Source organism: Streptomyces sp. SL06, assembly GCF_058244745.1.
Genome location: NZ_JBSYOT010000002.1, coordinates 5,630,538 through 5,652,080 on the forward strand (window position 1 = coordinate 5,630,538; position 21,543 = coordinate 5,652,080).

Annotated in this window: 22 protein-coding genes, 4 pseudogenes and 1 riboswitch; of the genes and pseudogenes, 16 read left to right on the forward strand and 10 right to left on the reverse strand. The window is 72.5% G+C overall.

The features are described from left to right. Positions 1-74 precede the first annotated feature (74 nt). Positions 75-221: riboswitch (cobalamin riboswitch) on the reverse strand. Positions 222-356: 135 nt separating this feature from the next. Both AC4IHM_RS25765 and AC4IHM_RS25770 read right to left on the reverse strand, forming a co-directional pair. Next, entirely contained in the window at positions 357-578 is a 222-nt protein-coding gene (locus AC4IHM_RS25765; protein ID WP_490869377.1) for a hypothetical protein, read from the reverse strand. A gap of 34 nt (positions 579-612) precedes the next feature. Further along, positions 613-1,863 (reverse strand): inorganic phosphate transporter, encoded by a 1,251-nt coding sequence (locus tag AC4IHM_RS25770; protein ID WP_490869378.1) that lies wholly within the window; start codon positions 1,861-1,863, stop codon positions 613-615. A gap of 235 nt (positions 1,864-2,098) precedes the next feature. Here AC4IHM_RS25770 and AC4IHM_RS25775 point away from each other — a divergent pair, with 235 nt between their 5' ends. From AC4IHM_RS25775 to AC4IHM_RS25800, 6 genes are all read left to right on the forward strand, one after another. Further along, positions 2,099-2,791, forward strand: coding sequence for a class II aldolase/adducin family protein (locus tag AC4IHM_RS25775; RefSeq protein ID WP_490870935.1), 693 nt, complete (start codon positions 2,099-2,101; stop codon positions 2,789-2,791). A 439-nt stretch (positions 2,792-3,230) separates the two neighbouring features. Next, positions 3,231-4,358: an alpha/beta hydrolase gene (locus AC4IHM_RS25780; RefSeq protein WP_490869379.1), complete on the forward strand. Its 1,128-nt coding sequence runs from the start codon at positions 3,231-3,233 to the stop codon at positions 4,356-4,358. A 166-nt stretch (positions 4,359-4,524) separates the two neighbouring features. Beyond that, the gene (locus tag AC4IHM_RS25785) at positions 4,525-5,943 is read left to right on the forward strand and encodes a hypothetical protein (RefSeq protein WP_490869380.1); all 1,419 of its coding nucleotides are present in this window, start codon (positions 4,525-4,527) and stop codon (positions 5,941-5,943) included. 178 nt (positions 5,944-6,121) lie between these two features. Then, the gene (locus AC4IHM_RS25790; protein WP_490869381.1) at positions 6,122-7,720 is read left to right on the forward strand and encodes an ABC-F family ATP-binding cassette domain-containing protein; all 1,599 of its coding nucleotides are present in this window, start codon (positions 6,122-6,124) and stop codon (positions 7,718-7,720) included. Positions 7,721-8,055: 335 nt separating this feature from the next. Next, entirely contained in the window at positions 8,056-8,277 is a 222-nt protein-coding gene (locus AC4IHM_RS25795; protein ID WP_018567695.1) for a helix-turn-helix domain-containing protein, read from the forward strand. A gap of 151 nt (positions 8,278-8,428) precedes the next feature. Next, positions 8,429-9,232 carry an enoyl-CoA hydratase/isomerase family protein gene (locus AC4IHM_RS25800; protein WP_490869382.1) on the forward strand — a complete coding sequence of 268 codons (804 nt, stop codon included), beginning with the start codon at positions 8,429-8,431 and terminating at the stop codon, positions 9,230-9,232. Positions 9,233-9,335: 103 nt separating this feature from the next. On the opposite strand, the gene AC4IHM_RS25805 is transcribed toward AC4IHM_RS25800, so the two are convergent. Further along, positions 9,336-10,070 carry a nucleopolyhedrovirus P10 family protein gene (locus AC4IHM_RS25805; protein WP_490869383.1) on the reverse strand — a complete coding sequence of 245 codons (735 nt, stop codon included), beginning with the start codon at positions 10,068-10,070 and terminating at the stop codon, positions 9,336-9,338. 90 nt (positions 10,071-10,160) lie between these two features. Between AC4IHM_RS25805 and AC4IHM_RS25810 the strand changes: the two genes are divergently transcribed. From AC4IHM_RS25810 to amaP, 5 genes are read left to right on the forward strand one after another with little or no spacing between them, the layout of a single operon-like run. After that, a complete protein-coding gene (locus tag AC4IHM_RS25810) occupies positions 10,161-10,634 on the forward strand; it encodes an Asp23/Gls24 family envelope stress response protein (protein WP_490869384.1) in 474 nt (157 codons plus the stop codon). A 28-nt stretch (positions 10,635-10,662) separates the two neighbouring features. Then, positions 10,663-10,848, forward strand: a complete 186-nt coding sequence (locus AC4IHM_RS25815) for a hypothetical protein (protein ID WP_490869385.1) — start codon at positions 10,663-10,665, stop codon at positions 10,846-10,848. Next, on the forward strand, positions 10,845-11,228 hold the full coding sequence (locus tag AC4IHM_RS25820; RefSeq protein WP_490869386.1) for a hypothetical protein: 384 nt from the start codon (positions 10,845-10,847) through the stop codon (positions 11,226-11,228). Before AC4IHM_RS25815 ends, AC4IHM_RS25820 begins: the two co-directional genes overlap by 4 nt. Further along, positions 11,225-11,884, forward strand: a complete 660-nt coding sequence (locus tag AC4IHM_RS25825; RefSeq protein WP_490869387.1) for a DUF6286 domain-containing protein — start codon at positions 11,225-11,227, stop codon at positions 11,882-11,884. Before AC4IHM_RS25820 ends, AC4IHM_RS25825 begins: the two co-directional genes overlap by 4 nt. Then, positions 11,881-12,468 carry an alkaline shock response membrane anchor protein AmaP gene (amaP, locus tag AC4IHM_RS25830; RefSeq protein WP_490869388.1) on the forward strand — a complete coding sequence of 196 codons (588 nt, stop codon included), beginning with the start codon at positions 11,881-11,883 and terminating at the stop codon, positions 12,466-12,468. The genes AC4IHM_RS25825 and amaP overlap by 4 nt, the downstream gene beginning before the upstream one ends. Positions 12,469-12,500: 32 nt before the next feature. Here amaP and AC4IHM_RS25835 read toward each other — a convergent pair whose 3' ends face one another. From AC4IHM_RS25835 to AC4IHM_RS25845, 3 genes and pseudogenes are all read right to left on the reverse strand, one after another. After that, on the reverse strand, positions 12,501-13,256 hold the full coding sequence (locus AC4IHM_RS25835; protein WP_490869389.1) for an SDR family oxidoreductase: 756 nt from the start codon (positions 13,254-13,256) through the stop codon (positions 12,501-12,503). Between the two features lie 45 nt (positions 13,257-13,301). Next, positions 13,302-14,105 (reverse strand): SURF1 family cytochrome oxidase biogenesis protein, encoded by an 804-nt coding sequence (locus tag AC4IHM_RS25840; protein WP_490869390.1) that lies wholly within the window; start codon positions 14,103-14,105, stop codon positions 13,302-13,304. Between the two features lie 166 nt (positions 14,106-14,271). Continuing rightward, positions 14,272-14,460: pseudogene (locus AC4IHM_RS25845) on the reverse strand (hypothetical protein); the annotation flags it as partial. Positions 14,461-14,646: 186 nt separating this feature from the next. On the opposite strand from AC4IHM_RS25845, the pseudogene AC4IHM_RS25850 reads away from it, so the two are divergent. The 3 genes and pseudogenes from AC4IHM_RS25850 to AC4IHM_RS25860 form a co-directional block, all read left to right on the forward strand. Continuing rightward, a pseudogene (locus AC4IHM_RS25850) lies at positions 14,647-14,874 on the forward strand (SDR family oxidoreductase); the annotation flags it as partial. Positions 14,875-15,039: 165 nt separating this feature from the next. After that, entirely contained in the window at positions 15,040-15,978 is a 939-nt protein-coding gene (locus AC4IHM_RS25855; RefSeq protein WP_490870936.1) for an SDR family oxidoreductase, read from the forward strand. A 72-nt stretch (positions 15,979-16,050) separates the two neighbouring features. Then, positions 16,051-16,893: a helix-turn-helix transcriptional regulator gene (locus AC4IHM_RS25860; protein WP_490869391.1), complete on the forward strand. Its 843-nt coding sequence runs from the start codon at positions 16,051-16,053 to the stop codon at positions 16,891-16,893. A 358-nt stretch (positions 16,894-17,251) separates the two neighbouring features. Here AC4IHM_RS25860 and AC4IHM_RS25865 read toward each other — a convergent pair whose 3' ends face one another. Continuing rightward, positions 17,252-18,232, reverse strand: a complete 981-nt coding sequence (locus AC4IHM_RS25865; protein ID WP_490869392.1) for a quinone oxidoreductase family protein — start codon at positions 18,230-18,232, stop codon at positions 17,252-17,254. 33 nt (positions 18,233-18,265) lie between these two features. Between AC4IHM_RS25865 and AC4IHM_RS25870 the strand changes: the two genes are divergently transcribed. Then, positions 18,266-19,006 carry a TetR family transcriptional regulator gene (locus tag AC4IHM_RS25870; protein ID WP_490869393.1) on the forward strand — a complete coding sequence of 247 codons (741 nt, stop codon included), beginning with the start codon at positions 18,266-18,268 and terminating at the stop codon, positions 19,004-19,006. Here AC4IHM_RS25870 and AC4IHM_RS25875 read toward each other — a convergent pair. Then, positions 19,000-19,164 (reverse strand): annotated as a pseudogene (locus AC4IHM_RS25875) (integrase core domain-containing protein); the annotation flags it as partial. The gene AC4IHM_RS25870 and the pseudogene AC4IHM_RS25875 sit on opposite strands and share 7 nt — an antisense overlap. A 159-nt stretch (positions 19,165-19,323) precedes the next feature. Here AC4IHM_RS25875 and AC4IHM_RS25880 point away from each other — a divergent pair. Next, positions 19,324-19,833, forward strand: a pseudogene (locus AC4IHM_RS25880) (hypothetical protein); the annotation flags it as partial. A gap of 128 nt (positions 19,834-19,961) precedes the next feature. On the opposite strand, the gene AC4IHM_RS25885 reads toward AC4IHM_RS25880, so the two are convergent. Further along, positions 19,962-21,176, reverse strand: coding sequence for an IS30 family transposase (locus AC4IHM_RS25885; protein ID WP_490865804.1), 1,215 nt, complete (start codon positions 21,174-21,176; stop codon positions 19,962-19,964). Positions 21,177-21,299: 123 nt separating this feature from the next. Further along, a complete protein-coding gene (locus tag AC4IHM_RS25890; RefSeq protein WP_490869394.1) occupies positions 21,300-21,533 on the reverse strand; it encodes a hypothetical protein in 234 nt (77 codons plus the stop codon). Between the last annotated feature and the right edge of the window lie 10 nt (positions 21,534-21,543).

Consider the following 21,543-nt stretch of genomic DNA (forward strand, 5'->3'; position numbering starts at 1 on the left):
GGAAGCACCTGGCTTGGAACGTCGATCGGCAGCCGAGCATCGCGTTGTGTCCTCACTCAGGGTGTCCACGCCCTGGTTCGACGAGACCGGCGGCGAGAGTTCCTGGCTCCCGGGGATCTGCTCCCCGGTCACAGTGGCGGGACCGCGCCGGATTCGCACCGGCCTTCCTCTTCTGCCGCCGTAGATGGCCCCGGAAGTCCACCACGGCCCCCGAACACCCGTCAACCTGGCGTTGACCTGCGACGGGGGAGTGTGCGAAGGCCCACACACGCGTGGTGCGCGCCGGCACGGAAGAAGGCGGGGCGCGGAACGGTTGGAGTCCGTCCCGCGCCCCGCCCCGGGGTGCGTGGGGGTGTTCAGGCGACGATCAGATAGATCCCGTACGCCACCGCCGCCGCGCAGGCCGCGAAGCACGCGTACGCGCCGGTGACCGCGAGGCCCGCGGAGCCGCCCCGCGCGGCGGCCCGCTCCTGGTGGGAGAGGCCGACGATGCCGAGGGTGAACAGGCCCACCAGGGCCACGGTGACCACGAGGCTGACCCCGAAGACGGAGCCGATGGCTGCCCAGTCGATGCTCATGGAGGTTCGCTTCCTTCGTACCCGGTGCGCGGGCTCAGACGGTGGTGGCGGCCGACGGGGCCTTGGCGGCGGGGTCGGGTGTGGCGGCCGGGGCCGCGACGGTGGCCGTCAGGTCCTCGGTCACGCCCGCCGGGGGCGGGGACACGGCGGCCATCGCCGTGGTCACCACACCGGCCGGCTCGGGCTCGTCGGCGGCGACGTTGGTGTGGTCGACCACCTCGCGGCGGGACACTTTCCAGATGACGGCGGCGGCGGCGACCAGGAAGACCGCGACGAGCGCCGTGCCCCAGTCGCCCAGGCGGCAGACCCACTCGGCGAGCGCGGCGACCAGGGCCGCGGCCGGCAGCGTCAGACCCCAGGCGACGAACATCCGGGTGGCCGTGGACCAGCGCACCACGCCGCCCTTGCGGCCGAGGCCCGCGCCCATCACCGCGCCGGATACCGAGTGCGTGGTGGAGAGGGAGAAACCGAGGTGGGAGGAGGCCAGGATGACCGTCGCGGCGCTGGTCTGGGCCGCGAAGCCCTGCTGGGGCTGAAGGTCGGTCAGACCCTTGCCCATGGTGCGGATGATGCGCCAGCCGCCCAGGTAGGTGCCGAGGGCGATGGCCAGGCCCGCCGACAGGATGACCCACACGGGCGGGTCGGAGGCCGGGGCGAGCGCGCCGCCGGCGATGAGGGCGAGGGTGATGATGCCCATCGTCTTCTGCGCGTCGTTGGTGCCGTGGGCCAGCGAGACCAGACCGGCGGAGGCGATCTGTCCGGCGCGGTAGCCCTTCGCGGCGGCCCTGCCGTCGGCCTTGCGGCCCAGGGAGTACGTCAGGCGCGAGGCGAGCAGCGCCGCGACGCCCGCGACGACGGGGGCGGCGAGCGCCGGGAGGAGCACCTTGGTGACGAGCACGTCGCCGTGGACCGCGCCGATGCCCGCGGAGGCGACGGCGGCACCGATCAGACCGCCCATGAGGGCGTGCGAGGAGCTGGACGGGAGCCCGACCAGCCAGGTCATCAGGTTCCAGAGGATCGCGCCGACCAGGGCGGCGAAGATGACCTCGGGACGGATGCCGGTCTCGTCGACGAGACCCTTGGAGATCGTGTTGGCGACCTCCACCGAGAGGAAGGCGCCGACAAGGTTGAGGACGGCGGACATCGCCACCGCCACCTTGGGCTTGAGCGCACCGGTCGAAATGGTCGTTGCCATCGCGTTCGCGGTGTCGTGGAAACCGTTCGTGAAATCAAACGCGAGTGCGGTCACTACCACAATCGCGAGGATCAGCGAGAAGCTTTCCATTTACCCAGGCAATCGTTCGAGGTCATTGGCTGGACGAACGTAGGTAACCAGGGTGAACGGAAGATGAACTGGGCAGGGCGTCGTGGTGACCGGAACCGGCGTCCCGGCCTCCTTGTGGATTCCCTGTGCGTGCCCGGTCCGGTGCTCTCCGGAGACGTCCCTGGCAGGATCGCCGCGACGACGTTCGGACGAGGGACGCGAGGGGCGCGGCGGCGCCCGTGAGGAGGCGGTGACTGTGACGCGATCGCGGGACGCACGGGTGGGCGCGGACGAGGAACGGGCCTGGGAGGAACTGGTCGTGACGGCCCGGCGGACGGTGGCGGACGGGCTGGTGGTCGGCACCTCCGGCAATGTCTCGGTGCGCGTCGGCGACAGAATCCTGGTCACCCCGTCGGGCGTGCCCTACGACCGGCTGACCCCGCACGACGTGACCGGCGTCGACCTCGACGGCCGGCAGGTGCTCGGCACGCGGGCCCCCACCAGCGAACTGCCCATGCACCTCGCCGTGTACCGCGCCGACTCCGGCGCCCGCGCCGTCGTCCACACCCACGCCGTGCACGCGACGGCGGTCTCGCTGCTCGTCACCGAGCTGCCGCCGGTCCACTACATGACCGCCGCGCTCGGCGGCCCCGTCCGGGTCGCCCCGTACGCGGCCTACGGCACCGAGGAACTGGCCCGCGGCGCGCTCGACGCCCTCGCCGGCCGCACCGGCTGCCTCCTGCGCAACCACGGCACGATCACCTACGGCGCCTCCCTCGACCAGGCCTACGACCGCACCGCCCAACTGGAGTGGATGTGCCGCCTGTGGCTGACCGCCTCCTCGATCCCGGGCTACTCCCCGTCCCTCCTGACACAGACCCAGCTGGCCGAGGCGGCAGAACGGCTCCGGGGGTACGGCATGCCCTCCGACGAGACCGACGGGGTGTAGCGGCGACGGGCCGGCACACGGGGGGCGTTCCGGAGCCCCGGCCGGTGCGAGGGCCGGGGCCCGGTGCCGGTTGGACGCGGACCGCGCGACCACGGCGCCCGGGAGGCCGGCACCCGCGATCGGGGGCGCGTGCGGGGTGGGCCGGGGGAGCGGCGGTGGGCCGGCCCGCACGGGAGGTGTCCTGACGCGTCGTCGGTGCCGGGGGCCGAGGACCGGGACCGGGCACCGGTCACCGGCGTCGACCGTGCGGTGACGCCCCCCGGCGGTTCCCGAGGGCCGGTGGAACGTGTGCCGGGCCGGTCCGGGGGTACCGGCAGCGAGACCGCCCCACGGCTGCCGGACCCGCGGGCGCGCCCGGACAGGTGCCCCCGGCGGGGTGCCGTCACTCCCCGTCGCGCGCCCACTGGCCGCCCGAGGACTCCACCGGGAGACTGGCCCCATGCGCACAGTCACAGCAGCGGCCGCCGCCGTCACCGCAGCTCTGGCGGCCGGCGCGGTGAGCGTCGCCGCCGGCCGGATCGCCGGCGACGCCGCGCTCAAGGCGCCCCCCGGCCGGCCCCTGCCCACCGAACCCCGCCTCACCGTGCACGGCACCGCGGCCGGCCAGATCACCCTCACCCGGGACCTGGCCGCGCTGCGCCCCGGCCGGTACGGCCTCGCGGGCGACGGCTCGCACGCGGTCGTCGGCCCGGTCCTCACCGGCGCCCAGCACGGCGCCGACACCGTCGTACGCCGCCTCGAAGGCGTCACCCACGGCACCCTGGAGGCCGGCGACCGGGCGTGGTTCACCCCGAACCTGTACGTCGGGAACCCGGGCACCGCCCTCGACCTGGAGTACACCAACGTCACCGTTCCCGGCGAACTCGGCCCCCTGCCGGCCTGGTTCGTGCCCGGCGCCCGCTCGACCTGGATCGTCGCCGTGCACGGCCTGGCCGCCACCCGCGAACACGCCCTGAACCTGATGGCCCCCCTGCACGCCCGCAGCGTCCCGGTGCTCGCCCTCGCCCACCGCGGCGACGCCGGCGCGCCCCCCTCGCCCGACGGTCTGCACCACTTCGGCGAGACCGAGTGGCGCGACGTGGACGCGGCCGTCCGGTACGCCCTCGACCACGGCGCCCGCCAGGTCGTCCTGCTCGGCTGGTCCACCGGCGCCACCATGGCCCTGCGCACCGCCGCGCTCTCCGGCGTACGCGAGCGCATCGCGGGGCTCGTCCTCGACTCCCCGGTGCTCAGCTGGGAGACCACCCTGCGCGCCCTGGCCGCCGCCCGCCGCACACCGGGCGCGCTCCTGCCGCTCGCCGTCCGCGCCGCCCAGGGCCGCGCCGGACTGCACGCCGACCACGACGCCGGCACCGCGGGCCTGCACCGCCCGTCGGTCCCCACCCTGATCTTCCACGGCCCGGGTGACGTGGTCGCCCCGTGGGGGCCGAGCCGCCGGCTCGCCGACACCCACCCGCGGCTGGTCTCCCTCCACACCGTTCGGGACGCCCCGCACGGCGCCATGTGGAACGCCGACCCCGAGGACTACGAGGAGACCCTGCGGCGCTTCATGACCCCACTGGTGTGACCCCGTCGCACCGCCCCACCACCCGCCGCCCCGGTTCCGTTCGGCGCCGTGCCACCGGCCCGATCCGATGCCCGGACAGCACGCCGAGCCCTCGAGTTCGCCGTCCCCGACGGCCCTCGGGGCGTTCCGTTTGGGTTTTCGGACCGTCAACCGGAAGACTGCACCCGTGACGTCCCGTATCCCGCGCGACTCCAGGCTTCGACTCGTCCGCCCACGACCCCTGGCCGCTGCCCCCCAAACGATGAACCAGCGGCGTCCGCGCCGCGCCGCACCGCGCCCCCCGGAAGGCACACCGGCCCAGTCGGAGCTGGCCACCATGGCGCGCTCCGGTCTCGCCGGCGCGGCCCGCGTCGCCCGCTGGGCCGACACCGCCCTCGGCCCCGGCCGCGGCAGCGCGACCGCCGACGGCAAGGCCACCCTCTCCGACGCGACCGCCGACCAGGCGGCCCGGGAACTGGGCCTGACCACGGCCGAGGTCCGCGCCCACTGGGACATCGCCCGCCTCGCCGGACTGATCGAGGTGCACGGCGACACCGCCCGCCCCGGCTGGCGGCTGCGCGCCTGGAACCGCGACGACAGCGCCGTACTGCGCGGCTGGGTCGCCCTCTTCGACGCCTGGTCGCTCGCCCACCCCGAGCCGGCCGGGCAGGAGCCCGCGGCCGTCGCCGAGGTCGTCTCCGCGATGCCCCAGCTGCTCTCCTTTCTCCAGCTGTCCGCCGGACCCGTCCCGGTGGCCCAGCTCCTGGACCTGCTGGAGCAGCGCGTCACCGAACTGCGCACCGAGCGCTGCGAGGTGCCCTACGGCCCCCGGCTGGAGCCCGGCACCCCGGGAGCCCAGCCCGCCCCGGACCTCGCCGCCGACACCCCGCTCGCCCCCCTCCTCGACTGGGCCCTGCACGCCCTCGCCGCCGTCGGCGCGCTCACCTGCGGAGACGGTCACGCCACGCTCACCCCGCTCGGCAACTGGGCGGTCTGGGTCAAGCTGGAGCAGATCTGCGTCGCCGCGCAGAGCCCCGCCGGCAACATCGAGCAGTCCGCCGAGGGCATGCTCCGCGGCTGCGGCGGGCTGCGCCCGAACGCGGCCCGCGCCGAGTACCGCGCCTGGCTCGCCGCCCGACCCGTCGGCAGCGCCGTCGCCGAACTGCTCGGCGCCGCCCGCGGCGAGGACGCCCTGCTGCGCGGCCTCGCCTTCGAGGCGCTGCGCGTCGTCGGCGCACCCGCCGAGCCCGATGTGCGCGCCGTCCTCGACGAGCCGACGCTGCGGCCGTACGCCCTGCTGTGGCTGGCCGAGCACGACGGGACCGACCCCGAGGACGCGCACGAGGTCCTCACCCGCCGCGAGTCGACCTGGCTGTGGGTCGACACCGCGGCCGCCGTCGCCGACCACGGCGAGGCCCCGCTGCTCGTCCGGCACCTGGAGTCCGCCGTGCAGCCCACCGTCCCGGCCCTGCTGGACGAGGTCCGGGCGGTGGGACACCCCCGTACCGTGCAGGTCCTGGTCGCCCTCGCCGCCGCGCACCCCGACCCCGCGCTGGCCAAGGCCGTACGCAGGGCGGCCTTCCAGGTGCACACGGGAGGCAGCTGACCGGGGCCGCCCGCGGTGCCGGCGGGGGAGCCCGGAGCGGGGGCCGCGGGCACCGGAGCGGGAAAAGCGGTTGCACGGCCCCGTTAGACTGGCCCCCATGGCCATTCTCCTCGCGCATTAAACGTCGGGAACGTCCGCCAGCCCCCTTCCCGTCAACCACCCGCCCAGGAGTCTGACCGTGATCTCCGCCTCCGGCATCGAGCTGCGCGCCGGCGCCCGTGTCCTCGTCGAAAGCGCCACCTTCCGCATCGCCAAGGGCGACCGCATCGGACTGGTCGGCCGCAACGGCGCGGGCAAGACCACCCTCACCAAGGTTCTCGCCGGCGAGGGCCAGCCCGCCGCCGGCGAGGTCACCCGCTCCGGCGAGGTCGGCTACCTCCCGCAGGACCCGCGCACCGGCGACCTCGACGTGCTCGCCCGCGACCGCATCCTCTCCGCCCGCGGCCTCGACACCCTGATCCGCAAGATGCGCGAGAACGAACAGCGCATCGCGGGCGGCCAGGGCGCCACCCGCGAGAAGGCGCTGCGGCAGTACGAGCGCCAGGAGACGGAGTTCCTCACCAAGGGCGGATACGCCGCCGAGGCCGAGGCCGCCACCATCGCCGCCGCGCTCAACCTGCCCGACCGGGTGCTCGGCCAGCCCCTGCACACGCTCTCCGGCGGTCAGCGCCGCCGTATCGAGCTGGCCCGGATCCTGTTCTCGGACGCGGACACCCTGCTGCTCGACGAGCCGACCAACCACCTCGACGCCGACTCGATCGGCTGGCTGCGCGACTATCTGAAGACCTACCGCGGCGGCTTCGTCGTGATCTCCCACGATGTCGTACTGGTCGAGACGGTCGTCAACAAGGTGTTCCACCTGGACGCCAACCGCTCCCGGATCGATGTCTACAACATGGGCTGGAAGCTCTACCAGCAGCAGCACGAGGCCGACGAGAGGCGCCGCAGGCGCGAGCGGCAGAACGCCGAGAAGAAGGCCTCCGCGCTGCATTCGCAGGCCGACAAGATGCGCGCCAAGGCCACCAAGACCGTCGCCGCGCAGAACATGGCCCGCCGCGCGGACAAGCTGCTGGCCGGTCTCGAGGCCGAGCGGAAGTCCGACAAGGTCGCCAAGCTCCGCTTCCCCGAGCCGGCGCCCTGCGGCAAGACCCCGCTGACCGCCGAGGGCCTGTCCAAGTCGTACGGCTCCCTGGAGATCTTCACCGACGTGGACCTGGCCATCGACAAGGGCTCCCGGGTCGTCATCCTCGGACTCAACGGCGCGGGCAAGACCACCCTGCTGCGGCTTCTCGGCGGCGTCGAGAAGCCCGACACCGGCCAGGTCGTCGAGGGCCACGGTCTCAAGCTCGGCTACTACGCGCAGGAGCACGAGACCCTCGACCCCGAGCGCACCGTCCTGGAGAACATGCGCTCGGCCAACCCCGACCTCGACCTCGTCGAGGTCCGCAAGACGCTGGGCTCGTTCCTGTTCTCCGGCGACAACGTCGACAAGCCGGCCGGCGTGCTGTCCGGCGGCGAGAAGACCCGCCTCGCGCTGGCCACCCTCGTGGTGTCCTCGGCGAACGTGCTGCTCCTCGACGAGCCCACCAACAACCTCGACCCGGCCAGCCGCCAGGAGATCCTCGGCGCGCTGCGCACCTACAAGGGCGCCGTCGTCCTGGTCACCCACGACGAGGGAGCCGTCCACGCGCTCCAGCCGGAACGGATCATTCTGCTTCCGGACGGCGTCGAGGACCTGTGGGGTGCCGACTACGAGGACCTCGTCTCCCTCGCCTGATCGAATGGATGATCCACTGGCTATGGATCATTCGGCCGATCCGTGATCCACCATCTGTGTGAGATCTCCTCATCAAGAGGTGTGTCCTACACCGATTTCACGGCCGGACCCCGATGTGCCGGGGGTCCGGCCGTGCCGCCTTTCTGACCTGGAACTTCGCGGAAAAACCCGTTCGGGTGTACGGGCGCCATTCTCTGGAATTCCATATTCCGCATGTGGGGACTGGCTCCTGTCGTCACAACCTTGTCTCATCGACCTTGCCGAATGGGTGGCCAGGAGGGCCTGGAGGGGTGATCATGAGGAGACCAGAGCGCACTTCCCATGAGGAGGCACGGGTGGCCGAGACTCTGAAGAAGGGCAGCCGGGTGACCGGCGCCGCGCGCGACAAGCTCGCGGCAGACCTGAAGAAGAAGTACGACGCCGGTGCGAGCATCCGGGCGTTGGCCGAGGAAACCGGCCGCTCGTATGGCTTTGTGCACCGCATGCTCAGCGAGTCGGGCGTCACGCTCCGAGGGCGCGGCGGGGCTACCCGGGGCAAGAAGGCCGCATCGGCCTGAATCCCGGGTGGCCCCCTCGACTCCGAAGAGAAGTCCGAACGAGAAGGTGGCCACCCGGTCGGTCGTCCGACCGCCCGGGTGGTTACTGTGCAGTCACTTAGCTCTGCCGGTGTACGGCGGGGACGACGACCGCACCTCTCGGAGGCTCCTCATGGCTTCGCCCGCCCACGACCCCGTTCCCGCCCTCGACAAGGACGGCGTGCGGCTCACCGTCGACGACGCGATCGCCACGGTGACGCTGACCAACCCGGCCAAGCGCAACGCGCAGAGCCCCGCTCTGTGGCGGGCGCTCACCGAGGCCGGTCGGCTGCTGCCGGGCTCCGTCCGCGTCGTGGTGCTGCGGGCCGAGGGCAAGTCCTTCTCCGCCGGGCTCGACCGGCAGGCGTTCACGCCCGAGGGCTTCGACGGCGAACCGTCCTTCACCGACCTCGCACGGGGCGGTGACGCCGAGCTGGACGCGGCCATCGCGGAGTACCAGGAGGCGTTCACCTGGTGGCGGCGCAGCGACATCCTGTCGGTCGCCGCCGTGCAGGGGCACGCCATCGGGGCGGGCTTCCAGCTGGCCCTCGCCTGCGACCTGCGGGTCGTCGCCGACGACGTGCAGTTCGCCATGCGCGAGACCGGCCTGGGCCTCGTGCCCGACCTGACCGGCACACACCCCCTGGTCTCCCTGGTCGGATACGCCCGCGCGCTGGAGATCTGCGCGACCGGCCGCTTCGTCCTGGCCGATGAGGCCGTGAACAGCGGGCTGGCCAACCTCGCCGTCCCCGCCGACCAGCTCGACGGCGCCGTACACGACCTGGCGTCGGCGGTGCTGGCCGCTCCGCGGGACGCGGTCGTCGAGACCAAGGCGCTGCTCCAGGGCGCCCAGAGCCGCGACTACGAGTCCCAGCGCACCGCCGAACGCGCCGCCCAGGCCCGCCGCCTGCGCGACCTGTCAGGCCTCGGCGACTGACCCGACCCGACCTCGGCCTCCCACCGGCACCGCCACCGCCACCGTGGCCGAGGGCCGGGGCGACGGTCTCCGGGTCGGTCGCCGTCGCCGGCCCGCCGGGGCCTCAGTCGAGCGCCGTTACCAGTACCGCCACCGACGGGTGGTCCGGGAGGGCCTCCGTCACCGCTTTCCGGACCTGCCGGGCCACCTCCGCGGCGTTGCGGCGGGCGTCCACCGCCAGTTCCACCCGGACGTGCCGGCGCGGCAGGGCCTCTTGCCGGGCCGGCGGCTCGGTCACCTGGACCGGGCGGCCCAGTACGCCCGTCAGACGGGCCACCCCGTCCACCGCCGACGCGGCCTCGGCCGCCCGGCCCTCGTCCCCGCCCTCCTGCTCGACGGCGGCGGGACGCCGCGGCTCGCGCTCGGGAGCAGGCTCGGGCGAGGCGGACGGGTCCAGCAGGGCCGTCGCCCGCAGGTCCACCTCGGTCACCGTCAGGCCGATGCCCCGCGCCGCCGCCGTCAGCGCGGCACGCAGGCGGGCGGCCGTCACCGGCAGCGGCTCGGCGGTCGCCGAGAGGCCGACGACCGCAGCGAAGTCGGCCGTCACCCGCAGCGGTCCCGGCGGCAGTGCGCTCGGCGGCGGCGGTACGACCGGCTCCCGCGTGTCCTGCGGGTCGGCGGTCCCGATCCGCAGGCCTCCCGGGCGTACCCCCGCCACATCCCGGGCCGCGGCCAGCAGCACCTCCCGCGCCGCGCGTTCGGCGATCCACGCGCCGTCCCGCGGACCGCCCAGCGGCAGCAGCCTGCCGAGCCCCAACTGCTCCCGCACCGTCCGGGTCCACCGGTCCGCCGTCGTCATGGCTCCACCCTGCCGCATCATCCACGGCGCGCAATCGCGCAACCGTGCTTACGGTGGTCGAAGAAGGACGGACCGGAAGGGACTGCGGCGATGAGTGAACTGACGGAGAAGGAAACATCCGAGACCGGCGCACAGCGGGGCCAGGGTGTCCGGCGCGGCGGGGGAGCCCCCGGCGACCGCGGGCGCACCGCCATCGCCGACGGCGTCGTGGAGAAGATCACCGGAATGGCCGCACGCGACGTGGTCGGTGTGCACGCCATGGGCAGCGGAATGTCACGCACCTTCGGCGCGATGCGCGACCGGGTGCCCGGCGGCGGCGGTGCCAAGTCCGGCGTGACACGCGGGGTGAAGGCCGAGGTCGGCGAGCAGCAGACCGCGCTCGACCTGGAGATCGTCGTCGAGTACGGCGTGGCCATCGCGGACGTCGCCCGGGACGTGCGGGAGAACGTCGTGGCGGCGGTGGAGCGCATGACCGGCCTGGAGGTCGTCGAGGTCAACATCTCGGTCAGCGACGTGAAGCTGCCCGACGAGGAGGACGAGGAGCCGGAGCCCCGGATCAAGTGACACGGAAGCGGACTGAGGAGAGCGCACCATGAGTATGGCCGTGGTCGGCATGATCGCCGGCATGGCACTGGGATTCGCCGGATACTTCGGCGGATTCGGAGCCTTCCTGCTGGTGGCTGCCCTGGGCGCCGTCGGGTTCGTCGTCGGCCGCCTTCTGGAGGGGGACATGGAACTCGGTGACTTCTTCCGCACCCGCAACGACCGGCGGGGGTGACCGGCGTGAGCGGTGGGGCCGGTGAGCTGCTCGAACCCCCGACCGCCGTGGCGCCCGGTGACCGCGGTGCCACGCGGATCGCGGACCGGGTCGTCGCCAAGGTCGCCGCGCAGGCAGCGCGCGAGGCGGTCGGCCCGCTCCACCCGGACGCCGAACGCCCGCACGCCACCGTCGTCGTCCGGCACGACACCGCCCGCGTCCGGGTCCACCTCGAACTCGGCTACCCGTGCGACATCGACGCCCGCTGCGGGCGGGTGCGTCACCAGGTCGCCCAGCGGGTACGGGCGTTGGTGGGCATGTCGGTGCCGGAGGTGGCCGTCCAGGTGGAGCGGCTGCACCTGGCGGCGGAGTACGGCGCGAAACAGGGGAGGACGCGATGAGCGAGCCCCGGGGCACCGAGGGCAGCACACAGCGCCTGCCCGTCATGGAGCCCGCCGAGGAGCAGGAGACCGCAGGCACCGGACCGCCGCCCGAGCCGGGTGACGCGAGCGCGTCGGCCGGCCGCTTCTGGTCCGCGCGCCGCGTCCCCGGGGGCATCGTCGCCCTGCTGCTCCTGCTCCTCGCGGGCGTCTTCCTCTACGACATCGTCGCGGTGCGCGCCGGCCGGACCGGCCTGGGATGGCGCCGTGAACTGGCCCGGCAGCTCGCCCACCGGCCCCTCGACGACACATGGGTGCTGGCCGGCGCGGCGGTCGCCGCCGCCCTCGGGCTCTGGCTGCTCCTGCTGGCCCTCACCCCCGGCCTGCGCAAGCTGCTGCCCATGCGGCGCACGCACCCTGACGTACGCGCCGGGCTGCGCAGGGACGCCGCCGCCACGGTGCTGCGCGACCGGGCCACGGAGGTCACCGGAGTGCAGTCGGTGCGGGTGCGGATGCGCCGACGCCGGGCGCGCGTACGGGCGCTGTCGCACTTCCGGGAACTGGACGACGTACGGACCGAGCTGGACGGCGTGCTCGACGACGCGGTGCGCGGGCTGGGCCTTGCCCGGCCCACCTCCGTGTCCGTGCGGGTGGCGCGGCCCGGACGAAAGGGATGACAGCGGTGCTCAGGACCGTCGACCGTGTACTGCTCGCCCTCGTGGGCCTGGTCCTGCTCGCCGTCGGCGGCTCCGTGCTGGCCGTCGGCCTCGGCGCCGGCGCCCCCTCCTGGTGGCTCCACCAGGGTCCGCACGACGTGCTGCTCAGCAACGCCGAGCGGACCCGGTGGCGGGACGCCGACTGGTGGTGGCCGGTGGTCATCGCCGCGCTGGCCGTCCTGCTGCTGCTCGCCCTGTGGTGGCTGGTCGCGGTGGTGCGCCGCCGCCGGCCGGCCGAGATCCTCGTCGACACCGGGGACGGCGACGGCGCGGTGCTGCGCGGCCGGGCCCTGGAGACGGTCCTCGCCCAGGAGGCGGAGGGGCTGGACGGGGTGGAGCGGGCCAAGGTCCGCCTCGCCGGCCGCCGCGCCGCCCCGGCGACCCGCGTCCGGCTCTTCCTGGCCCCCCACGTGGACCCGGGCACCGCCCTGCACGACCTCACCACCCGCGCCCTGACCCACGCCCGCGACTCGGCGAACCTCACGAGCCTCCCGGCGGAGGTCCACCTCCACGCCGTCAGACACCGTGCCGAACGGGTGAGCTGACCGCCGGGCAGGCACCCGTGGCCGGCGACCGTCTAGAAGCCGTGCCGTGCCCCGCCGTCCACCGACAGCATCACGCCCGTGATGTACGAGGCCGCGGGGGAGAGCAGGAACGCCGCCGCGCGGCCGAACTCCTCCGGGGCGCCGTAGCGGCGCAGCGGGATGCGGGACTCGGCGGCGGCCCTGGTCGCCGCCGGGTCGGCGGACGCGCCGTCCAGCTCGCGCACGCGGTCGGTGTCGACGCGGCCCGGCAGCAGGCCGACGACGCGGATGCCGCGCGGGCCCAGTTCGTCGGCGAGGGACTTGGCGAAGCCGGCCAGCCCCGGCCGCAGGCCGTTGGAGATGGTCAGGCCGGCGATCGGCTCGTACACCGAGCCCGACAGCACGAAGCCGACGACCCCGCCCTTCGCCAGCTCGGCCGCCGCCGTCCGGGCCAGCCGCACCGCACCGAGGAACACCGACTCGAACGCCGACTGCCACTGCTCGTCCGTGTTGTCGGCGGCGAACCCGGCCGGCGGCCCGCCCACACTGATCAGTACGCCGTCGAAGCGGCCGAAGCGCTCACGGGCGGTCGCGACCAGCCGCCCGGCGGCCTTGGGGTCGGCGTTGTCGGCTGCCACCCCGACGGCGTCCGGGCCCAGCGCCGCCGCGGCCTCGGCGGCGCTCTTCTCGTCCCGGCCCGTGGCGACCACCTTCGCCCCGTCGGCGACCAACTCGCGCGCGGCGGCGTTGCCCAGCCCCCGGGTGGCCCCCGTGACGACGTACACCCGGTCCCTCAGTCCAAGATCCATGGTCCCATCCTGCCCCCTGGCCCCCGGACAGGGCGAGGGCGGTGTTCACCGGGCCGACTGCACCGCCGCGGGTTGCGCCTGCGCCGGTTCCACGTCCCCGGCGGCCTCCCGGTCCCGCTTCTCGCGGCGGACCAGGAACCACCAGCCGACCGGTACGGCGGCGGAGAACAGCCACCACTGGATGGCGTACGCGAAGTTGAGCGCGGCGTCCTCGTCGCCCGGCCCGCCGATCGGCTTCGGGGTGTTGTTCTCCGGCTCCGGCTTCGTCAGGACGGCGTATCCGCCGAGCACCGGGGCGTCGAGGCGCGCGGCCTGCTGCTCGCTGTTGATGAGCATGATCTGCCGGTCCGGCAGGCCCTTGAGGTCCTTGATGCCGCTCGCGGCGGTCGTCTCGTCGGGCATCAGCCGCCCGGTGACGGTGACCTCGCCCCGGGGCGGCGCGGGGACCTTCGGGAACTCCGTCTGGCTCGGGCCGTCCGCGGGGATCCAGCCCCGGTTGACCAGCAGGACCTTGCCGTCGTCCAGGACGAAGGGGGTCAGCACGTGGTAGCCGATGTTGTCGTCGGAGTCGGTACGGCGGCGGACGACGACCTCGCGGTCGGTGTCGAAGCGGCCCTTCGCGGTCACCGTGCGGTACCGCTCACGCGTGGTGATCTCCTTGCCGGGGGCCGTCAGCGACTCCACCGGCACCGGCTCGGCCCTCAGCGCCCGCGCGACCAGATCGTTGCGGGCGGTGCGCTCCTCGTAGCGGTGCAGCTGCCAGAAACCCAGCCGGATCATCGTGGGGATGAGCAGCACGGCGACCAGCGTGAGGATCACCCACTGGCGGGACAGGAGGAAGCGGTACACCCCATGACCGTACAACCGGGGCATGGGGTGCGATGCGGCGGGTACGGCCTTGCCTCGCCGTCGGCCCGGGGCCGGCCTCGCGCTTTCACGAGGTGGGGTGTCCTGCGCGGAAGGAAGCACTCTCCGGGTGAGGAAGCGTATCGGCGCGTACCCGCGTGTCCGCGTCGAGGGTCACCCCGCCCCAACGGCCTCGTCGGATCAGCAGCGGGAAGCCCGCTTCTTGCAGCCACTGCAGATCTCGCAGGACGGTACGGACCGACGCACCGACTTGCGCCGCCAGATCAGCGGTCGTCGTGGCGAGGAAGGCCAGGTAGTTGTGGGGGACTACTTGTCCCTGGATCGTTTGTGCCTTCATCCCGCGCGGGGCGTCGCCGATCGTTGGTGGTGGCGGGTTTCCGTCGGCGGGCCGTGTGAGGCGGTCCGGGCACCGGCGCAGTGAGGGATACGTGATGAGCCAGAACACCATTGCTTTGATCACGGGCGGGAACCGGGGCCTGGGCCGGGCCGCGGCACTCAAGCCGTCCAGGAAGCGCTGGGCACCGTGCGGGACCGCGACACCTTCGACTTCCTGGTCAACAACGCCGGCGCCGCCGCCCCGTCCCCGGTCGCCACCGACTTCGGCGGCGGGCTGCGTGACAACGAGGAGATCCGCGCCCACCTGTCCCGGCAGGCCGCGCTCGGCCGGGTCGGCGAACCGGACGGCATCGGCGGCGTCATTGCCGCGCTGCTGTCTCCGGGAACGGCCTGGATCACCGCCCAGCGCATCGAAGCCTCCGGCGGCGCCCTGCTGCAGGGGACGGCAGCACCGCCGGGCCCGCCTCCCGAGTGGCGTGCCCGGCATGTGCCGGCACCGGTGAACAAGCGATCGCCTGCGCCTTCCGCACCTGCATTTCCGGGCCGTACGGCGGCCCTCGTATCAAGGAGACGAACCATCATGGCGAAGGCCGAATACACCGTTCCCGACCTGACCGGAAAGCTGGCCGTGGTCACCGGAGGAAGCGACGGCATCGGCCTGGGCCTGGCCGGGCGCCTTGCCGCCGCCGGGGCAGAGGTCGTCCTGCCCGTCCGTAACCCGGCCAAGGGCAACAAGGCCGCCGAGCAGGTAAGGGCCACGCACCCCGGCGCGCACATCTCCACCCGCACCCTGGACCTGTCTTCGCTGGATTCGGTCGAGGCCCTCGCCGACGGCCTGAACACCGAGGGCCGACCCATCCACCTGCTGGTCAACAACGCCGGGATCATGGAGCCACCCGGCCGGCAGGAGACCAAGGACGGCTTCGAGCTGCAGTTCGGCGTGAACCATCTCGCGCACTTCGCTCTGGTCGCCCGCCTGCTGCCGCTGCTGCGCAAGGGCGGTGCCCGCATCACCTCGCAGGTGAGTGTGTCGGCGAACATGGGCGGTATCAACTGGGACGACCCTCAGTGGCAGAACACGTACAAGGGCGGCCGCGCCTACAGCCAGTCCAAGATCGCCCAGCTGCTGTTCGCGATGGAACTCGACCGCCGCAGCACCGCGCACGGCTGGGGAATCACCAGCAACGCCTGCCACCCCGGGGTCACCCCCACCAACCTGCTGGCCGCCCAGCCGGGCATGGGCCGGCACAAGGACACCACCTCAGTGAGGATGATCCGCCGCTTCGCCCGCGCCGGCATCCTCGTCCAGCGCCCCGAGGCCGGACCGCTGCCCGCCCTGTACGCCGCGACCAGCCCCGATGCCCGGGGCGGCGCCCTCTACGGCCCCAAGGGACTGCTGCACCTCAGCGGTTCCCCCGCCGAACAGCCCCTGTACAAGAATGGCCGCAGCCAGGCGGACGCGACGCGGATCTGGGAACTGTCCCAGGAACTGACCGGCGTACGTTTCCCGTCCGCATGAGGCGCCGGGGGCCGGGGGCGGGTGCCCGCGCCGGCCTCCGAAGACAGCGCCGCCTCACGAAGGGAGCCACTCATGGACCGCGCCCAACTCGCCGACTTCCTGCGCACCCGGCGTGAGGCCCTGCAGCCCGAGGACGTCGGCGTGCCGCGCGGCAGCCGACGCCGCACCCAGGGCCTGCGCCGCGAGGAGGTCGCCGCCCTGTGCGGCATGTCCGCCGACTACTACGCCCGCATCGAGCAGCAGCGCGGCCCACTGCCCTCCGGAACGATGCTCGCCGCGCTCGCCCGCGGCCTGCACCTGTCCCTGGACGAACGCGACCACCTCTTCCGGATGGCCGGGCACAACACCCCCAGCCGCAGCCCGCGCACCGACCACGTCACACCCGGCATGATGCGCATCCTGGACCGTCTCCAGGACACCCCCGCGCAGGTCATCACGTCCCTGGCCGAAACGCTGGTACAGACCCGCTTGGCCGTGGCCCTGGTCGGCAACGAGACCGAGTACACCGGATTGGACCGCAGCCTGGTCCACCGCTGGTTCACCGATCCCCGCGCACGGCGGATCTACCCCGAGCCCGACCACGCCACCCACAGCCGGATCTTCACCTCCGGGCTGCGCGCGGCCTACTCACGCCAGGGTGCCCACTCCCGTGCCGGCCAGATCGTGCACGCCCTGCTGGAACAGAGCACCGAGTTCGGCGCCCTGTGGAGCAGCCACGAAATTGGCGTCGGCCACGAAGGCGGTGCCAAACGCATCCAACACCCCGACCTGGGCACCCTTGAACTCCACTGCCAGGTCCTCTTCGACGCCGACCAGGCCCAGGCCCTCCTCGTCTACACCGCCACCCCCGGCACCGAAAGCCACGAGAAACTGAAACTGCTGCCTGTGCTCGGCGACCGGGAACCCCATCGGTAATCCGCACGGCGCACCACGCCGGGGCAGCGGCACCCCGGACCGAGCGACGTGGGCGACCGGAGGTCTTCGCCATGATCAAGGCCCATGACAGTCAACAACGCTCATGATCAATACACGTGGACGAACTGAACCGGGCCGTCGACGACCTGCACGCCGACGGCGGCGGCGTGCACTCGGCACTCGCTCAAGACCTGGTCTCCGACCGGCGAGCACGCGCATGGTCGAGGACTGGGCCGAGCACGGGCCGCTCGCGCCGTCGGCGTTTCGCAAGTCCGCGTAGCGAGGCGGCGATACCCGCGTGTTTCTGCCGGAGCGGCGCCGGCTGTTCCACTTGATCATGAAGGCGGAGCTGCGCCTCTCATGGGGTGAGGACGATGCGGCCGTCGGTTGCGTGGTTCTCGATCCGTTCGTGCGCGGTCGCCGCGTCAGCCAAGGGAAGGACTTCGGTCTCGGTGTCGGCCAGTCCGCTCGCGAGCGCTTTCAGCGCGGCGTCAGCGGCGGGTTGGACGGCCTCGGGGTGGGCCGGCACGTAGCCGCCGGCGTTGAACCCGGCGACGGTGATGTTGCCCTGCCATACACGGTTGCCGTCGATGCGGTGGTCCCAGTCGCCGCTGGCATTCCCGACCAGCAGGAGACGGCCTGACGCCGCGAGCAGGTCCAGGCTCTGGGTACGGACGCGCCCGCCGACGGGGTCGACGATGACGTCGAACTTCTCACCGCCGAGCACCTCGGGCAGTTGGGCGGAGTCGACGATGGTGTCGTAGGGCAGCCTGCTGGCGGCCGCCGGGCCCGTCCTCTCGGAACGGACCGTGCCGACGACCCGGGATGCGCCGAGTTGTCGGGCGATGCCGGGGAAACCAGCGGCCAACCCGCCCAGTGCGCCGTGGATGAGGACGCTTTCCCCCGCAGACATGCCGATGGCGCGGGTGAGCGCGATGTGGGCCATGATCGCGTTGGGGACGACGGCGACGGCAAGGGCGGGGGCGATGTCGTAGTCCTGCGTCGACACGACCCGCGCCTGGTCGCTGACGTACACCGACGCGTATCCGCCTGTCGCGTTGGCGGACAGTGACACCACCTTCTCACCGACGGTGAAGCCGGTGACGCCCTCGCCGAGTGTGCGCACGGTGCCGGCCACCTCAAGACCGGGAACGTACGGCGGCTGCGGCAGCCCAGGACCGTCCTTGAACAGGCCCTGCCGGATGTGGACGTCGATGAGTCCGACGGCGGCGTGGGTGACGTCGATCGCGATCTGACCGGGCCCAGGGGTTGGGTCCGGCAGGTCGGTGATGGTGAGCACGCCCGGGGCGCCGAACTGGCCGGCCTGTACAGCCTTCACGGTGGTTCCCTTCCACATTTAACGCACGTCGCGATGCGTTATCTCGACCGTACCACCATGCTGCCGTTAGCGCATCTCGGCGTGCGTTATGCTTCCGGCATGCACCAGAGGGCTCGGTCGGCGGAAGACAAGACACGCCGCTCGGAAGATCTGCTGAAGGCGGCGGAAGCGCTCGCGCTCGAACTCGGGGGCGTCCGGTACGTCACCCTGACGGCGGTCACCGAGCGCGCCGGCCTACACCGCACCGGCGTACGGCGCTACTACGCCGGCAAGGAGGAACTGCTCCTCGAACTGGCCGAACGGGGATGGGGACAGTGGCGGGACGCGATCAAGGGCGAGGTCGCCGAACGCACCGGGCTCGGGACCGCCCAGGCGGCGGCGGTCGTCAGCAAGACCTTGGTCGCACTACCGGTCTTCTGTGACCTGTTGACCCACGTTGCGCTGAAGCTCGAAGGCGATGTCGACATCGAACGGGCCCGCCGGTACAAGACCAATGCCTTCGCCGCACACGACGAGATCGCCACCGCGCTGGATCGCGCGAGCAGCATGACACTCGAACAGATCAGCAATCTGCTGGCCGTGGCGATCACGCTGGCCTCCGGCTTCTGGCAGGTGGCCCATCCGACTCCCACCCTCGCGGCGCTGTACGAACAGGAGCCGCAATGGGGTCACGTCGCGCTCGACTTCGCCCCGCGACTCAACCGCGCGCTCAAGGCGTTCGCCATCGGGTTCACTGAGACGATCGTTCCGGACGACGCGACCCAGGTGTATTGACCCGGAGGGTTGTTGACGCGGGTGATGGGTGGCCGGCCTGCGAGCGCGGTGTGGCTGCGGTGGTGGTTGTAGGTGTGGAGGAACTCTGCCAGCGCCGCGGTCCGCTGCTCGTTGCTGGTGCGGCGCCGTCGGCGGGCCCACTCGTCGAGCAGGGTGCGGGCAGGGCCGGCCGAGCGCGGTTCCGAGCATCCGGCTCTCCAGCGACTACTGCGTGAACATTGCGTTTGGCTTCCCGGTATGGATGCGCTCGTGACAGACGCCGCAGACCACGAGGGCCTTGCGTCGACGCCTGGCCATGAGATTCATCCAATCGGGGGCGGGCTGAACCGGCCTTGTTCGGGCTGGTGGCATCCGATCCCACGGTGTCGCGGCTGGTGGACACCCTGGCCGGAGCCGGTCCCCGCGCGCTGACCGCGATCCGCCGGACCAGGCGCGAACGGGCAGGTGATCGTGGACATCGACGGGGTACTGTCCGGGGAACCGGTGGCCGGGATGCTGCCGACTCTGGCCCAAATGCCCAAAAAGTACCGGCGGGGCCGCTCGACCCTGATCCGCACCGACTCGGCCGGCGGCACCCACGAGTTCTTGAACCGGCGCCCAACTGCGGTTCACCGACGCCGACGGCATGCGCCTGACCTGCTTCGCGACCAACACCACCGGCAGCCCGAGCCGAGGATCGCATCCGTAATGCCCGCGACACCGGCCTGCGCAACCTCCCCCTGCACCACACCGCGGGCAACCAGCTCTGGCTGGAGATCGTCCAGCTCGCCCTGGGCCTCCTGGCCTGGATGCCGATGCTCGCCCCGACCGGCCAAGCCCGTCACTGGCCCTGGACACACGTGATCACCAGCGCCCACACCCGGCTGCAAGCCCTACTGGACTGGCACCCCGAACCCCGGCAGGCAAAAAGCCCCCGCCGACGTGGCGAATTCCAGGGGTCGTTGCAACACAGTGATCAACTGGCTGTGGCCAGGAGCCTAGCGAGACGCTCGGCTGGGGTTTCCCAGCCGAGCGTTTTGCGTGGCCGGCTGTTCAGTTCGGCGGCGACGGCCGCGAGGTCCTGGGCGGTGTGTGCGGCCAGATCGGTGCCCTTGGGGAAGTACTGCCGCAGCAGCCCGTTCGTGTTCTCGTTGGAGCCGCGCTGCCAGGGACTGGCCGGATCGCAGAAGAAGACCGGGATGCCCGTGGCGACGCTGAAGGACCGGTGCGCGGTCATCTCGGAGCCCTGATCCCAGGTCAGGGACCGCCAGAGGTGGCGCGGGAGGGACTCGATGCTCGCTGCGAGCGCGTTGCGGGTGGCCATGGAGCTGTGACCGGTGGGCAGGTGGACGAGCATCAGGTAGCGGGTGGAGCGTTCGACCAGGGTGCCGATCGCCGACTTGCCGTTCTTGCCGATGATCAGGTCGCCCTCCCAGTGGCCCGGGACGGCTCGGTCGGCCGCCTCGGCGGGCCGCTGGCTGATCATGACCATGTTCTTGATGGGGCCCGGCTGGCGCTTGTAGGCGTGGCGGTGCGGGCGGCGCATGGCGCGGCCGGTCCGTAGCGAGCGGGTCAGTTCCCGGCGGAGCTCTCCGCGGCCTTGGACGTAGAGCGCCTGGTAGATCGTCTCGTGGGTCACGTGCGTCTCCGGCCGGTCGGGGAAGCGTGCCCGCAGAGCGTGGCAGATCTGCTCGGGGCTCCAGCGCATCGCCAGATGTTCCTGGATGAAGTCGCGCAGTTCGGGGTTCTGGCCGATCTTGCCCACCTTGGGCCGGGGGCGGCGACATTCGGCCCGGCGGTGGGCGTGGAAGGGCTGGTAGGTGAAGCCGCCCTTGGGCATGGGCCGCCGGTTGCGGCGTATCTCGCGGCTGATGGTGGAGGGGCTGCGGCCCAGCTCGGCGGCGATCTGCCGGACGGACGCCTTCTCGCGCAGCCGGTCGGCGATGTGGATGCGGTCGCGCTCCTGGAGATACCGCGACGGCGCGGGAGGCAGTTCCTCCGAGCCCGCTGCCTGGACCTGCCCCGGGACCGGGTAGATCGGAGGAACTGCCTTCCGGCCGCCTGGCGGTGAGTGCCAGCCGTTGCGCCACCGCTTGCCGGTGCGCAGGTTGATACCAACTATCCGGGCGGCTTCCCGCGTGCTGTACCCCTGCTCCATGAGCTGGAAGTATGCGGCCCGCTCGCGGGTCATCCTTCGCCCGCCTCCGGGCCTCCGGTTCTCCCGGATCTCGAAGTCCATTGCATCCCCTGAGCTGGGGTGTTGCAACGACCACTAGAACTCAAGCGTTCAACGAGGGCTCATGCAAGATCGAGGCTAGACCTGGTCGACGACCCCCACCCTTCCCTCCGCGCGGGCGCAGTGGGCGCCGCAGTACCAGTGGCCCTCGACCTCGACGCCCTGGCCGATGATCTGCACCCGGCAGTGCTCGCAGATGGGCGCCATCCGGTGGATCGCGCAGGAGAAGCAGTCGAAGACGTGCACCGCTCCCTGGGCGTGGACCTCGAAGGTCATTCCGTAGTTGTTGCCGCAGACTTCACATGTCGCCATGCGCCACAGG